This is a genomic window from Kribbella soli (assembly GCF_004331345.1).
In the GTDB taxonomy this organism is placed as follows: Bacteria; Actinomycetota; Actinomycetes; order Propionibacteriales; family Kribbellaceae; genus Kribbella; species Kribbella soli.
The window spans coordinates 650,101-663,308 of the sequence record NZ_SJJZ01000005.1 but is presented as its reverse complement, the minus strand read 5'-3'; the positions used below and the strand labels follow the sequence as shown (position 1 = coordinate 663,308).

14 protein-coding genes are annotated in these 13,208 nt (G+C 68.9%); 5 read left to right on the top strand and 9 right to left on the bottom strand.

What is annotated here, in order from left to right:
- Positions 1 to 37 precede the first annotated feature (37 nt).
- The gene (gene dapF / locus E0H45_RS38915; protein ID WP_131347157.1) at positions 38 to 880 is read right to left on the bottom strand and encodes a diaminopimelate epimerase; all 843 of its coding nucleotides are present in this window, start codon (positions 878 to 880) and stop codon (positions 38 to 40) included.
- 85 nt (positions 881 to 965) lie between these two features.
- On the opposite strand from dapF, the gene E0H45_RS38910 reads away from it, so the two are divergent.
- The 4 genes from E0H45_RS38910 to E0H45_RS38895 are packed head-to-tail and all read left to right on the top strand — an operon-like array spanning position 966 to position 4,013.
- Positions 966 to 1,946: a helix-turn-helix domain-containing protein gene (locus tag E0H45_RS38910; RefSeq protein WP_131347155.1), complete on the top strand. Its 981-nt coding sequence runs from the start codon at positions 966 to 968 to the stop codon at positions 1,944 to 1,946.
- On the top strand, positions 1,936 to 2,844 hold the full coding sequence (locus E0H45_RS38905) for a hypothetical protein (RefSeq protein ID WP_131347153.1): 909 nt from the start codon (positions 1,936 to 1,938) through the stop codon (positions 2,842 to 2,844). Before E0H45_RS38910 ends, E0H45_RS38905 begins: the two co-directional genes overlap by 11 nt.
- Positions 2,845 to 2,872: 28 nt before the next feature.
- Complete coding sequence (locus tag E0H45_RS38900; RefSeq protein ID WP_131347151.1) at positions 2,873 to 3,739, top strand: hypothetical protein; 867 nt, start codon at positions 2,873 to 2,875, stop codon at positions 3,737 to 3,739.
- Between the two features lie 19 nt (positions 3,740 to 3,758).
- Positions 3,759 to 4,013 carry a hypothetical protein gene (locus E0H45_RS38895; RefSeq protein WP_131347149.1) on the top strand — a complete coding sequence of 85 codons (255 nt, stop codon included), beginning with the start codon at positions 3,759 to 3,761 and terminating at the stop codon, positions 4,011 to 4,013.
- Here the strand turns inward: E0H45_RS38895 and E0H45_RS38890 are convergent.
- From E0H45_RS38890 to E0H45_RS38875, 4 genes are read right to left on the bottom strand one after another with little or no spacing between them, the layout of a single operon-like run.
- Positions 4,003 to 5,520, bottom strand: a complete 1,518-nt coding sequence (locus E0H45_RS38890; RefSeq protein ID WP_131347147.1) for an N-acyl-D-amino-acid deacylase family protein — start codon at positions 5,518 to 5,520, stop codon at positions 4,003 to 4,005. The genes E0H45_RS38895 and E0H45_RS38890 overlap by 11 nt on opposite strands.
- Before the next feature lie 31 nt (positions 5,521 to 5,551).
- On the bottom strand, positions 5,552 to 6,682 hold the full coding sequence (menC, locus tag E0H45_RS38885; protein WP_165546758.1) for an o-succinylbenzoate synthase: 1,131 nt from the start codon (positions 6,680 to 6,682) through the stop codon (positions 5,552 to 5,554).
- Entirely contained in the window at positions 6,672 to 7,316 is a 645-nt protein-coding gene (locus tag E0H45_RS38880) for a MurR/RpiR family transcriptional regulator (protein WP_131347145.1), read from the bottom strand. The genes menC and E0H45_RS38880 overlap by 11 nt, the downstream gene beginning before the upstream one ends.
- Positions 7,309 to 7,977 carry a GNAT family N-acetyltransferase gene (locus E0H45_RS38875; protein WP_131347143.1) on the bottom strand — a complete coding sequence of 223 codons (669 nt, stop codon included), beginning with the start codon at positions 7,975 to 7,977 and terminating at the stop codon, positions 7,309 to 7,311. Before E0H45_RS38875 ends, E0H45_RS38880 begins: the two co-directional genes overlap by 8 nt.
- 69 nt (positions 7,978 to 8,046) lie before the next feature.
- Here E0H45_RS38875 and E0H45_RS38870 point away from each other — a divergent pair, with 69 nt between their 5' ends.
- Positions 8,047 to 9,138: a M20/M25/M40 family metallo-hydrolase gene (locus E0H45_RS38870; RefSeq protein WP_131347141.1), complete on the top strand. Its 1,092-nt coding sequence runs from the start codon at positions 8,047 to 8,049 to the stop codon at positions 9,136 to 9,138.
- Here the strand turns inward: E0H45_RS38870 and ggt are convergent.
- From ggt to miaA, 4 genes are all read right to left on the bottom strand, one after another.
- The gene (ggt, locus tag E0H45_RS38865; protein WP_238155640.1) at positions 9,130 to 10,809 is read right to left on the bottom strand and encodes a gamma-glutamyltransferase; all 1,680 of its coding nucleotides are present in this window, start codon (positions 10,807 to 10,809) and stop codon (positions 9,130 to 9,132) included. The two genes, E0H45_RS38870 and ggt, sit on opposite strands and share 9 nt — an antisense overlap.
- 204 nt (positions 10,810 to 11,013) lie before the next feature.
- On the bottom strand, positions 11,014 to 11,703 hold the full coding sequence (locus E0H45_RS42720; RefSeq protein WP_165546756.1) for a hypothetical protein: 690 nt from the start codon (positions 11,701 to 11,703) through the stop codon (positions 11,014 to 11,016).
- Positions 11,704 to 11,711: 8 nt separating this feature from the next.
- On the bottom strand, positions 11,712 to 12,215 hold the full coding sequence (locus E0H45_RS38855; RefSeq protein ID WP_131347137.1) for a SigE family RNA polymerase sigma factor: 504 nt from the start codon (positions 12,213 to 12,215) through the stop codon (positions 11,712 to 11,714).
- Positions 12,202 to 13,191, bottom strand: coding sequence for a tRNA (adenosine(37)-N6)-dimethylallyltransferase MiaA (gene miaA, locus E0H45_RS38850; RefSeq protein WP_131347135.1), 990 nt, complete (start codon positions 13,189 to 13,191; stop codon positions 12,202 to 12,204). The genes E0H45_RS38855 and miaA overlap by 14 nt, the downstream gene beginning before the upstream one ends.
- Positions 13,192 to 13,208: the final 17 nt, after the last annotated feature.

Genomic DNA, 13,208 nt, shown 5'->3' with positions numbered 1-13,208 from the left:
CGACCCGTTTACCAGGAGTCAACGCCCCACGCAGGAATCAGATTCCCAGCCACGCCCGATCGAACTCGCCGCGAGCGTGCAGAACGGCCGGTCCGGTCAGTTCCAGGTGGTTGTCGGCGCGCCACGTCACGCTCACCTCACCACCCGGTACGCCGACGCGGTACGTCACCGGGCGCTCGTCCCGGGCTGCCCGCGCGGCCGCCACGGTCACGGCGCAGGTACCCGTGCCGCACGACCTCGTCTCCCCCGCCCCGCGCTCGTGCACCCGCATCTGGACGTCGCGCGGACCACGCCGTACGACGAACTCCACGTTCACCCCGTGCGGGAACGCGTCGGTCGGCGACCAGGTGGGCTGATCGCACAGGTTGCCCGGCTCGTTCAGGTTGTCGACGAACGCGACCGCGTGCGGGTTGCCCATGTCGACGTGGACGGCGGTCCACTGGTGACCGTTGGCCTCGACCACGATTCCGGCAGCGTCGGGGATCTTCGGCTCGCCCATGTCGGCGGTCAGCGTGCCGTCGTCGTTCTGCGCGACCTCCTTGACGCCCGCGCGGGTGCCGACCCGGACCGGCTTGCCGTCGATCAGGCCCGCCTCTGCCAGGTACTTCACGAAGACCCGGATGCCGTTCCCGCACATCTCCGCGATCGAACCGTCCGCGTTCCGGTAGTCCATGAACCAGTCGCCGCCGTCCTCGACGTACGACTGCTTGTCGCCCTGGATCACTCGCAGCACACCGTCGGCGCCGAGGCCCGCGTGCCGGTCGCAGAGGAACCGGACCACCGACGCGTCCAGCTCGCCGTGCACGGAACCGTCGGGGTCGGGCAGGATCACGAAGTCGTTCTCGGTCCCGTGCCCCTTCAACCAGGGAAACGTACTCATGGCGCCAAGCCTACGTTGACCAGCCTTTTCACCGAGCCGAAAACCATCATCCGCGTGGACCGCGCTCACTGTCAGACTTCGAACTGTGACGCTGCGGATGGTCTTCGACCGGGACGACCTCCACCGGGTCCGGCTCGCCGATGGGCCTGATCCGCTGTGGGAGCTCGTCCTGAGCCTGCATGCCGCCCGAGAGCCGCAGGTGCCCGCGCATCTCGCCCGGTGGCGAGAGCAGGCCTCGATCCGTGTCACGGCCCACGACCACGCCCGGAAGTGGCTGGGCATCCTGTTCACCCTCGTACCGCTCGAGGGCAACTTCCCCGACTTCCTCACCCCGGCGTACTCCGGCGACAGCATCGACGCCGGCTCCGAGACCATCGCGCGTACGAGGCGCTCGTTGCTGCGTCCGGACCTCGAAGCGGTCTTCACCGGCCGCACCCCGCCGCAGTGGGTCCGCGAGCTCGCCGCGGGCGATCATCGTCGCCTCACCGACGTCGCTGGAGCGATGCATACCGGGTACGACGTACTCCTCGAACCCGTGTGGCACGAGCTGACCGGAACTGTCGGCGCCGACCGGAGGACCCGGACCGACGCTCTCGCCCGCGGCGGCGTTGACGCGTTGCTCGGGTCCATCCCCGGGGTGATCGGCTGGGACGGGCAGGTGCTGGAGATCGGCTACGGCCTCCGGGATCACACCGTGCACCTGCGCGGCCGTGGCCTCACCATCCTGCCGAGCTATTTCTGCACCGAGCGCCCGATCACGCTCATCGACCCCGAACTCCCGCCGGTCCTCGTCTACCCCGCAGCCGACGGGATCCAGTCCGGTCCGCGTACGGCGTCCGCACAACTCGTGGCCCTGCTGGGCAGGACCCGCGCCGAGTGCCTGGCCGCGCTGGCTACAACCCTCACCACGAGCGGTCTCGCGGCCCGGGTCGGTACGTCGGTCGGCAGCGCCAGCAAGCACGCGACGGTACTGCGGGAAGCCGGCCTGATCACCACCGTCCGCCACGGCGGCGCCGTCCGCCATCACGTCACCGAACTGGGAGCAGCCCTCCTCGATGAACGCTGACCGTCTGTCCCTCTGCCTACTGCTCCTTGTCGGACTCCTCACCGCATGCTCCGGCCAGGACGACCGGGTGAAGCTCAAGGCCGCCCTCGAGAAGGGGCCGTTGTCGGTCTCGGTGGACTCGTCGGGCAAGGCCGACTTCGGCGCCGCCGAGCAGTTCGAGCTCGACATCCTCCACCCCGGCAAGGGTGTGTCCACCGCCGAGGAACGCGTCGAGGAGCAGCGTTCGAAGGAGGCCGCCGAGCTCCGCTGGTACGTCGTGTTCGTCCTGGCGTCCGAGGGTGGGAAGGAGGCCGTGTTCGAGTTCGCGCCGGACGGGCTGCTGCAGGTCTCGCTGTCGGGGAAGGTCGTCCAGTCGCTGCGGATGCGGATCACGGTGGTCGAGTTGACCCCGGGCGCGACCGCCGAGATCACTCAGATCGCCGCCGCGACGTCCGGCCCGGGCGGCACCTTGCCGGATCCGCTGTTGCCGAAGGAGCTGGTCGGCCGGTGGACCGGGAAGCTCAGCTTCTTCGAGCGCAGCAACCCGCTGGGCAAGGGATACACCCGGCCCGATCGCCCGATCACCATCACGATCCCGGCCCGGAAACTTCCCGCCTCGGGCGTCGTCGGTACGGCGTACCTGCCGAAGGCGGACTTCACCGTCAATTTCGGCGACCGGGAGCAGAAGGAGTCCCGGCCGGCCCAGAGGAACACGCTCGTCCTGGCCACGACCACGGACCGGCCAATCTCGATCAGCCGCGTGTATGTCCGCCTGAATCAGGGCGGCGGGTCGCCGTTCAGTCTTACAGTGCTTGCCAACGGCAAGTTGTACGTCGAGCAGTACAAGAGCGTCGATGCCCAGTCCGAGCTCGACCTCGCGCAACTCGAGCAGGCCGCGCTGCTCACGAGGGCGGGCTGACATGCGGCGGCTGATGCTTCTTGTCCCCGTGTTGCTGGTCTTGGCGGGTTGCGTGCAGAAGGACTCGATCTCGTTCGGTCCGGTGGAGATCTCGGTCGACGAGGCTGGATCGGTCGAGGTGTTCGTCGGCCCGTCGTTCGCGACCCCGATGGGCGACTTCAAGGTCGGGGCCGCGATCACGGTGATCGACCGGCAGCCGGACGATCACTGGTACGTCGTCGTACGGCACACCCAGCAGTCCGTCGTGACGGACACCGTCTACCGGCTCAGCTCCGCGAGCGGGTTGCGGATCGAGTCCGGCGGGCAATTGGTCGAGGAGTTCGCCAGACATCGCGCGTTGATCGTCGTACCGCCCGGGAAGGCGAACACGATCAGGATCAGTCCGATCGGCGACGGCGAGTACTCGGTGCGCGATGCCGGGGCGGTTGCGATGCCGGCCGGGCTGGCGGGCTCCTGGTCCGGGTCGCTGCGCGGCGGCAATCGCAACGTGTGGACGAACAAGACGAACGAGTACTGGCCGCGGACGCAGGTCCGGCTGCGGTTGTTCGGCGGCGAGGTCGGGCAGCCTGTCGGTGAGTTCAGCTATCCCGCGTGGAACTGTTCAGGAGTCGTCGTCCTCGCAAACGTCGGAACCAAGTTCCGACCGCTCACCGGCGAGGACGGGAAGCCTGTCGTCGGGATCCGGCTGAAGCACGTCGTACTGGAGAGTGGCCGCACCCAGCGCTGCGGTGGATTCGTCAAGGCCGGTCAGGGCGATCCGGACCAGGGCTGGCTGCTGCTCCGGACCGTTGCCGGCGGCAAACTCAGGATGGACACCAGCCTGGAGTGGACTCCCGAGGCCACACAGGACGAGCCGGACGCCAAGCGACCGATCTCGACCACGCTGGCTCGCTAGAACGCAGTAGCGTTTCCTCATGATCGCGTACTTCTGGGAGCAGGACGACGCCGTCGCAGTCGCGGAACGGCTCGGCGGGCAGGTACGGCGCGGCCGCTTCCACGGCGAGGACGACGACGAGGACCACCCGTGGCTCGTCGTACTGGAAGAGGTGGACCGCACCGCCCTGGACGCCTTACTGACCGAGCACGACGGCTGGCTGGAAACCGACACCGACGACACACCCGCGCCCCCTCCCCCACTCCCAAACGCCCCCAAACGCTTCAAGAAATGACGCGACCGCTGCCGATGTGAGCTGGTCGGCCGGCGAGAAGGACGTGGTTTATGCCGGTGGACAGTTGCCAAGGGTCGTCGTACGTCGAGTTGTCGATGATCCTGTGGGGGTCCAGGACTGTCAGGTCGGCGACTGCGCCTGGTTTGATGACGCCGCGGTCGGAGAGCCCTAGGCGGGATGCCGGGAGTGACGTCATTCGGCGGATTGCTTCGGGGAGCGTGAGTACGCCGCGGTCGCGGGCGTAGTGGCCGAGGACGCGGGGGAACGTGCCGAAGTTGCGCGGATGCGGGTGCCCCGGGCCGGTTGCGTCCATGATCCAGCCGTCGCTGGCGACCGCCGTCCGCGGATGCTCGAGAACGGTCGTCACGTCGTCCTCGCTCATCGCATGGTTCACCACGCTGACCGCGGCCTGGTGGGACTCCAGGATGCGGAGCACGATCTCCGCAGCGTCGACCCCGTCGCGCTGCGCCATCTCGGTGAGGCTGAGGCCGCGGCTGTCCTCGTAGCGGCCCGGTGGCAGCGACGCGATCACGACGGAGTCCGGCGAGAGCAGTGCATCGGCACGGAGGGCTTCGGCGATCCGCTTGCGTTCAGCCGGGTCAGCGAGCCGGTCGAGCAGGGCGCCACCGGCCAGTGCCCAGGTCGGGAGCCTGGTGGTGAGCGTCGTACTGGTGGCGGTGTACGGGTAGGCGTCCCAGCCGAGATCGACGTCATCGACCTTGTCCAGGTGTTCGAGCGCGGCCTCGACGAGACCGTAGTTGGCCTTGCCAACGGCCTTGAGATGCGAGATCTCCAGCTGCGCGCCGCCCACCCGCGCCGCCGCGATCGCCTCGTCCAACGCGGCCAGCAGACCGGCGCCCTCGTTGCGGATGTGGGTCGAGTACAACAGCCCGCACTCAGCAGCGGTGGCGACCAACGCGGCCACCTCTTCAGGTGATGCGTACGCGCCCGGCGCGTAGATCAACCCGGTCGAGAAGCCGACCGCGCCCTGATCGGCGGCCGCCCTCAACAGGTCCTGCATCGTCCGGAGCTCCTCGGGCGATGGCGGCCGCTTCGCACTGCCCATCGCGGCGATCCGCAGCGTGCAGTGACCGACCTGCAGAGCCAGGTTCACCGCCGGTTGCAACGTTGCAGCGAACCCGGCGAGATCGTTCCACGACCACTCGTGCTTCGGTCCGAGGAACGCCGTACCCGCGCGCAGGGTCTCGAGGTCGGTGATCGGGAACGGCGACCACCCGCAGTTCCCCGCGACCAGCGTGGTGACGCCTTGGGCGAGTTGCGACTCGGCGGCCGGACTCGAGCCGAGACTGAAATCCGCGTGTGAGTGCAGATCGACGAACCCCGGTGCCACAATGTTGCCCGTGGCATCGATGACGTCGGCTTCGGCGACCGGCTCACCGGGTGGCAGCACCGCGGTGATGCGCTCCCCCTCGACCAGCACCGTCCCGGGTGCCAGGTCGGTGCCGGTGCCATCCGCGATCAGACCGCCGGTCAGTGCCACGCGCATCGAGTCACTCCTGTTCTGGCCCGAGGGACAGCTAGGCGAATTCTGGTCCGAAGGACTGCTGGGAGACCGTGTTGGCGGCGATCAGCTCGCGGTCCACGGTATGGCCGAGACCAGTTGCCTCGGGCACCTGTACGACGCCCTGGACCGCGACCACGGCGGGTACGACGATGTCCCGGGCGTAGTACTTCTCCGAGGCGGACACATCCGATGGGAGGGTGAACCCGGGGAGACTGGACAGGGCGACGTTCGCGAGCCGGCCGATGCCGAACTCGTGCATGCCGCCGCACCAGACGCCGATCCCGGCCTGCTGCGCCCGATCGTGCGCCGCGCGCGCCGCGCCGAGACCGCCCATCCGCGACACCTTGATGTTGAGGACCTGCAGCGCCTCTAACGCAAGGGCCGTCTCCAGGTCGTCGACGGTCTCGATGCTCTCGTCGAGACACACCGGCGTACCGATCGTGCGTTGCAGCGCGGCGTGGGTCAGCAGGTCTCGCGGCGCGAACGGCTGCTCGATCATCGTCAACCCGAACTCGTCCAGCTTCCGCACCTGCGTCAGGTCGTCGGCCGTGTAGATCCCGTTCGCATCCACATGTAGATCAAGCTCGGGGTACGCCGTACGCGCAGCACGGACCGGCTCTACGTCCCAGCCCGGAGCGATCTTCAGCTTGACCCGTGGATACCCGGCGGCGACCTGGCGCTCGACCTCGGTCAGCAGGTCGTCGATCGTCGGCTCGATGCCCAGCGAGACACCCGCGACCACCTCGGTCCGCGTACCGCCCAGGACGGTTGCCAGCGGCACCGATTGCGTCTCGGCCCACAGGACCCAGGCGGCCATGTCCACGCCGGCCTTGGCGAAGTTGTTGCCGCGGACCTTGGACCACACCTTGGCCAGCTGGTCGGGGTGCTGCCACGACTGGCCGAGCACCGCGGGCAGCAGGTACTGCGAGGCGACATGCCAGCAGGACTCGACCGTTTCAGGCGCGTAGTACGGGTCGGAGGACGACGCGATCTCGCCCCACCCGACCGCTCCCGACGCGTCCTCCAGTTCGACCAGGATGTGGTCGAGGAACGTCTTGCGGTGCGAGCTGGTCTGGAACTCGTGCACCAGCGGCATCCGCACCCGATGCAGCCGGGCGGCGACGATCTTCAGCTCAGTTGACATACAAGCCCAGCTCCGTGTTCAACCGATCCCGCTCCATCAGTCGGCGTCGCGCGCCCTTCGAGCTCGCCGTGGTCAGCGTCGCGAGCACGTGCAGCACCGACGCGACGACGGTCGGCGAGTCGACGTACGACGCACTCCCGGTCGCGACGTAGATACTTTGGTCGGCGAGCTTCGCCAGCGGGGCGTCCTCGAAGTCCGTGACCGCGACGAGCTCACCACCGGCCTCGACGAACCGGCGGGCGATGTCGACGGTGTCGCGGCGGTACCGGCGGAACGAGAACGCGACCATCAGGTCGTTGGACCGGACGTCGGACAGGACGTCGACACCGCGGACGACGGTGCCGTCGATCAGCGTCACCTGCGAGAGGCCGACGCCGAGGTCGAACGCGAGCAACGACGCGTACGAGTACGACTTCGCGGAGCCGATGATGAAGCGCCGGCGGGCGGCGACGATCCGGGCCGCTGCCTGCGCGATCGACTCGTCGGTGAGGATCTGGTCCAGGGCCTCGTCGATCGAGGCGCGTTCCTGCTCGACCACGCGGCGCTGCAGGAGCGTCGACGAGCGGCGTTGCAGCCGAGCGTCGTACCGCTCGTGGGGGCTCGCGAGCTCGCGGTTGAGGGGATCGTCAGGCATGGTCGGCCGGCCCGAAGTAGTAGGCGTCGGTGCCGTCCGGGAGCCGCCGGCACGAGACGGCGACGAGTCCCTTGCCGAGCAGGCCCTCGAACGCCTTGCGCAGCTCTTTGGGATCGGTCGGCACGACCAGCTCGGTGAGCTCGGCCTCATCCAGGGCGGCCGGTTCGTCGCGGGTCAGATCCCACTCGATGACCACGCGGTCGGTGCCCGGACCGTACATGTCCGGCGCGAACCAGCGGCCGCGGGCGCCGAGCACGTCGAGGTTGAAGTGCGCGTTGCGGATCTGCGCCGGGTCGTAGGTCCAGCGCATCCGCGACATACCGTGGCTGAGGGCAACTTCTCGCTGGGCGTGCTTGAGCATCCGGCCGAGACCGCGGCCCTGCTGCCCGGCGGCCACCACGGCCGACTGCGAGTAGTGGTAGAAACCGCGCCGGTCGGTCCCACAGAAGCCGTACGCGAACGCAACCAGCCGGTCGCTCTCGTCGAGGATGCCGACCACCGAGCCGCCGTTGCTCGCCAGCGCGCCGAGCAGTCGCGGGTTCAGCCCGTACGCCGGGTCGAGGTAGCCGAAGACCTCGCGGTACAGCGCCGAGGCCTCGGCGAACCGGGACGCCGTGGTGAGCGAGACCGCACGGAAGCTCACCTCAGAGATACGATTCATATCTTCATCCTAGCCCCGCGTAGTCGATGCTGGTCAATTGCTGATCGGATGATGATACGTTGGCTATCTATGATGATCGAGCGACTCAAGGAGTACGTCGGCGCGGAGACCCCGACCGGCGACGCGGCCGCGCTGAACGCCTTCGCCGACCGGCTGGGGACGCGGTACGCCGAGCTCGGCGCGACCGTCCGCCGAGTGCCGACGCCGACCGGCGACCACCTGGTGGCCGACTTCCCCGGTCGCGGCCCGAGGGCAACGGATGCGCCTCTGCTCTTCCTCACGCATCACGACACCGTCTGGCCGATCGGGCAACTGAACGGCGCGATGCCTTGGTGCGAGCAGGACGGCGTGATCCACGGACCCGGCGTCTTCGACATGAAGGGCGGCCTCGTCGTCCTCGAGACCGCCCTGGAGCAGATCGCCGATCGTGATCACCGACCGCTGAAGATCATCGTGGTCGCCGACGAGGAGGTCGGTTCCCCGTCGGCACGTTCGCTGGTGACGGCCGAGGTGAAGGGTGCGTACGCCGCGTTCGGGTTCGAACCGCCGCATCCGAACGGCGACCTGAAGACGTCGCGCTGGGGCAGCACCAGGGTCCGTATCGAGGTCACCGGCCGCGAGGCGCACGCCGCTCTCGACCCGGCCAGCGGGGTTTCCGCGATCGACGAGCTCGTCGACCAGTTGATCGCCGTACGGCGGATCGTCGCCGAGTACGACGAGGTGCTGTGCAACGTCGGCACGATCACGGGTGGCGGGCGCACCAACGTCGTACCGGGATCGGCGGTGGCCGACATCGGGTTCCGCTTCGTCGATCCGGCGACCGAAGAGGCCGTGCTGCAGGCCGTTGGCGAATTGCAGCCGGTGCGGGACGCCCAGTTGACGGTTCGCGTGTTGTCGAACCGACCGGCCTGGCAACCGTCGGCTGCGACTGACGAGTTGCTGGCGAAGGTGGCTGCGGCCGGGCGGTCCGTCGGCCAGGAGGTCGGCGGTGCGGCCGCGACAGGCGCGGCCGACACCAATCTGACCGGATGGTTGGGCATCCCAACGCTGGACGGCCTGGGCCCGATCGGCAAGGGCGCCCACGCCGTCCACGAGCAGGTGATCGCGGCGACCCTGACCGAACGAGCCGACCTGGTCGCCGCGATCATCGTTTCACTTTAGGGGCCAGGCCGTTCCAGCTGCTCCCCCGCCGCGTCGGCTCGGCTCAGCCGCCGCGAGGATCGCACCACCCGGCAGGAATTCGAGCGCCGCGACCGCTCCGATCTCGGCGGCCGAGCTCCCTGGCACACCCGCGGGCGTGAACGTGTGCCCGTATGGCGCCAGCGATGCGCCGTACCGATCGATGAACGCCTGCTCAGCTGTCACTGACGCTGTGTTGCGCTGCGACGCCCGCGGCGCCGCGATCGCCTCCGGCAGCGTCATGCGGCGATCGAGCCGGTTGGTCAGGGTCTGCAGGACGGTCGTGATGATCGTCGAGCCGCCCGGCGAACCGAGCGCGAGATACGGCTTGCCGCCGCGCAGCACGATCGTCGGCGACATCGACGACCGCGGCCGCTTCCCGGCCTCGACCCGGTTCGGGTCCTTGGGGTCGGGTACGGCGGAGAAGTCGGTCAGCTCGTTGTTCAGCAGGAACCCGCGACCCGGCACGGTGATCCCGCTGCCGCCGGTCTGCTCGATGGTCAGCGTGTACGAGACCACGTTGCCCCACTTGTCGGCCGCGACCATGTGCGTCGTCGACCGTCCCTCGGTGTCGGGGCGCTGCTCGACCGCGCTGCCCTTGGCACACCGCGAGTATCGGCCGTCCGGCGAGCCCGCGGCCACCGGCTTGGTCGCCGCGTGCTGCGGGTCGATCAGGCAGGACCGCTCGGCCCCGAATCCTCGCGACAGCAGTTCCTTCAGCGGTACGTCGACGTACGCCGGGTCACCGACGTACGCGCCGCGATCCGCGAACGCCAGTGCGGTCGCCTCGAGGTAGGTGTGCAGCGCCTGCGTCGTCGACTGCTGCCGCAGGTGCTGCGGTTGCAGGATGTTCAACGCCTCGCCGACGGTGGTGCCGCCCGAGGACGACGGCGGCATGCCGTAGACGTCCAGGCCGTCGTACCTGACCTTCGTCGGGGTGCGGTCGATCGCCTTGTACGACGCGAGATCGCTGGTCTCCAGGTAGCCGGGGAAGAACGGCAACGTCGCGTCCGGGGTCTTCGGCGGGTTCTTGGCGACGGCCGCCATCTCGCCGGCCAGTGCGCCGCTGTAGAACGCCGACGGGCCCTGCTGCCCGAGCAGCTTGTAGGTGGCGGCAAGCTCGGGGTTCTTGAACAGCGTGCCGACCTGCGGCGCGTCGCCGTTCGGCAGGAACAGCTTCGCGGTCGGCACGACCTGCGCGAACCGGTCCTTGTTCTCCAGCGTCTGCAGGCGGAACGTCGGGTCCACCACGAACCCGCGGTCGGCCAGATCCGCGGCCGGCTTCAGCGCCTTTCCGAGTGACAGTGAACCCCACTGCTTCAGGGCCTTGTCCCAGGTCGCGAGCGTTCCCGGTACACCGATCGACACCCCCGACGTCACGAGCTGCGCGAACGGGTACGCCGCATGGGTGGCCGGATCCACGAACGCGTCGGACGGCATGGTCGCGGGCGCGGTCTCGCGGCCGTCGATCGTGTACACCTTGCGGGACCTGGCGTTGTAGTAGACGAAGTACCCGCCGCCGCCGATCCCGGCCGAGTACGGCTCGGTGACACCGAGCGCCGCGGCCGTTGCAACCGCGGCATCGACGGCGTTACCACCACGACGCAGTACGTCGAGGCCGACGTTCGTCGCGTCGGGGTCGACCGAGGACACCGCGCCGCCGTACCCGACAGAGGTCGGCTGCCGCGTTGGAGCTTGCGCTTCTGCGGTGGTTGAGGCGGTAAAGGCAGTGAGAACGAGGGTGCCTGCAGATAGAGATGCGACGAGCTTTTTCACGAGTTCCCCCCAGACGGGCTCGGGGACAGGGACAAGCCCCTGCCTATCTCACCTGGAGGTTGTGCGCTAGTCGCAGCGCGTCTAGCTGACCGTGCAGGAGTCCAGGAAGCGGCGGAGTACGTCGTCGGGCCACTCGACCGTGCCGGTCGGGAGCTCGACCAGCAACCACTGGTCGGACAGCTTCACCTGGCCGGTCAGGCGGCCTTCGAGGGTGCCGATGTGGAAGGTCTTGCCGCTCGCGTCGGTGACGCGGACCTGCGACAGGCTGCGGGCCTGCGGCGCGGCTTGCAGAACCACCTTGGCGGCGCTGTCCGCGGTCCGCATCTCCGGCTGGGACAGCACGACGCGGTTGGCCGTCATCGGGGTCTCGGGACTCCACCCCTTCGGCGCCAGGGTGCAGTCGAACGCGCTCCACGCCTGCTTGTTCGCGACCAGCTCGACGACGGACGCGCCGAACATCGACATCGTCTGACCGCTCGACGGCGCGGCGCGCGGCACCGTCGTGGGGGTCGCGGACGCGGCGGTCGTCTTCTGCTCGGGAGGGCCGCCGGCCACCTCGTTGCCGTTCCCCCACCACTTCACCTGGTTGCCGATCGCGAGCACGAGCGTCGACGCGGCGGCGACGCACAGCACCCCGGTGACCCGGCGCCGGCGCTTGATCCTGCGCAGGGCGAGCCGTCCGCGCGTGACGTCCGCGTCGATATCCGCGTCCGGCAGCCCTTCGGCGGCCTGGTCCGCGAACCCCTCCAACAACCTCTTGACCTCGTCCATCGGCGGTCTCAGCTACTCCCCGTCTCTTCCGTCATCAGTTCCTTGAGGCGCTTGAGCGCCTTGGCTGTCTGGCTCTTCACCGTGCCTTCAGTGCATTCCAGGATCCGCGCGCAGCTGGCGACATCGAGATCCTGGAAGTACCGCAGTACCAGGACCGCGCGCTGCCGCGGCGCGAGATCCAGCAACGCGTCCCGGATGGCGAGCGTGTCCGCCTGGTCCGGTACGTCGGTCAACCGCGGCTCGACCGCGTCCGCGGTCATCACCTCCGGGTGGCGGCCGGCCCGGCGGCGTTCGTCGAGGAAGGCGTTGACCAGGATGCGGTGCGCGTACGGTCCGGCGCCTTCGTGCTTGATCCGGTGCCAGTGCACGTACACCCGGGTGCACGCGGTCTGGACCAGATCTTCGGCGGTGTACACATCCCCCGCGGTGAGCAGCAACGCCGTGCGCATCAGCCGCGTGCGGTCCGCGAGCAGGTACTCACGGAACTCGGCCTCACGGTCACCCCCTCGCATCTCCGGCCCCTGCTTTGGTGTCCGGGCCGCTGTTCACCTCGACTACGCCGGGGGCGCCTTCGCGGTTGCCTTGGGCTATCACTTGAAGTGCCTTCTCCACGAGATCGGGGGCGTCGTACGGGAGCCACGTGATGCGTTGGTCCTTACGGAACCACGAGTCCTGCCGGCGCGCGAACCTGCGGGTGGCCTGGGCGGTCCGCTCCCGGGCCTGTTCTTCGTCGATCTCACCGTTCAGCAACGCGATCACCTGCGAATACCCGAGTGCGCGGTTGGCAGTCCTCCCTTCAATCAAACCCTTGTTCAGCAGACCTCGCACCTCGGCGACGAATCCGGCGTCGAACATCCGGTCCACCCGGCGGTCGATCCGCTCGTCGAGGACCGGCCGCGGTACGTCCAGACCGAGCTGGATCGCGCCCGGATAGACGTAGCGGTGCTCCGGCAGCGTGGCGACGTACGGGCCGCCGGTGATCTCGATGACCTCGAGCGCGCGGACGATCCGCCGACCGTTGCTCGGGAGGATCTGTTCGGCGGCCTTCGGGTCGCTCGCGGCCAGCTCTTGATGGAGTGCTCCGGAGCCCTTCGCCTCGAGCTCGGCCTCCAGTCGTGCGCGGACGGCCGGGTCGGTGCCGGGGAACACGAAGTCGTCGAGGATCGCGCGCACGTAGAGTGCCGAGCCGCCGGCGAGCACCGGCACCTTGGTCCGCTCGATGCAGTCGTCGATCGCGTGCCGGGCGAGCTCCTGGAACTCGGCCACGGTCGCGGTCTCGGTGACGTCGAGGATGTCCAGCAGATGGTGCGGTACGTCGGCGCGCTCCGTCGTACTGACCTTCGCCGTACCGATGTCCATGCCGCGGTACACCTGCATGGCGTCCGCGTTCACCACTTCGCCGCCCAGACGTTGCGAGAGGGCGACGGCAAGGTCGGACTTCCCGGCCGCGGTGGGGCCGACGACCGCGACGACGAGTGCAGCAGGCATCGCTCCAGTCTGGCAGC

What these genes read in the sequence shown, in the direction of transcription:
- E0H45_RS42720 (WP_165546756.1), bottom strand. Translation starts at nt 11,703, where the DNA reads ATGGACGAGGTCAAGAGGTTGTTGGAGGGGTTCGCGGACCAGGCCGCC.
- E0H45_RS38890 (WP_131347147.1), bottom strand. Translation starts at nt 5,520, where the DNA reads ATGCGCGTGGCACTGACCGGCGGTCTGATCGCGGATGGCACCGGCACC.
- E0H45_RS38870 (WP_131347141.1), top strand. Translation starts at nt 8,047, where the DNA reads ATGATGATCGAGCGACTCAAGGAGTACGTCGGCGCGGAGACCCCGACC.
- E0H45_RS38855 (WP_131347137.1), bottom strand. Translation starts at nt 12,215, where the DNA reads ATGCGAGGGGGTGACCGTGAGGCCGAGTTCCGTGAGTACCTGCTCGCG.
- dapF (WP_131347157.1), bottom strand. Translation starts at nt 880, where the DNA reads ATGAGTACGTTTCCCTGGTTGAAGGGGCACGGGACCGAGAACGACTTC.
- E0H45_RS38875 (WP_131347143.1), bottom strand. Translation starts at nt 7,977, where the DNA reads ATGAATCGTATCTCTGAGGTGAGCTTCCGTGCGGTCTCGCTCACCACG.
- menC (WP_165546758.1), bottom strand. Translation starts at nt 6,682, where the DNA reads ATGTCAACTGAGCTGAAGATCGTCGCCGCCCGGCTGCATCGGGTGCGG.
- E0H45_RS38880 (WP_131347145.1), bottom strand. Translation starts at nt 7,316, where the DNA reads ATGCCTGACGATCCCCTCAACCGCGAGCTCGCGAGCCCCCACGAGCGG.
- E0H45_RS38895 (WP_131347149.1), top strand. Translation starts at nt 3,759, where the DNA reads ATGATCGCGTACTTCTGGGAGCAGGACGACGCCGTCGCAGTCGCGGAA.
- E0H45_RS38905 (WP_131347153.1), top strand. Translation starts at nt 1,936, where the DNA reads ATGAACGCTGACCGTCTGTCCCTCTGCCTACTGCTCCTTGTCGGACTC.
- miaA (WP_131347135.1), bottom strand. Translation starts at nt 13,191, where the DNA reads ATGCCTGCTGCACTCGTCGTCGCGGTCGTCGGCCCCACCGCGGCCGGG.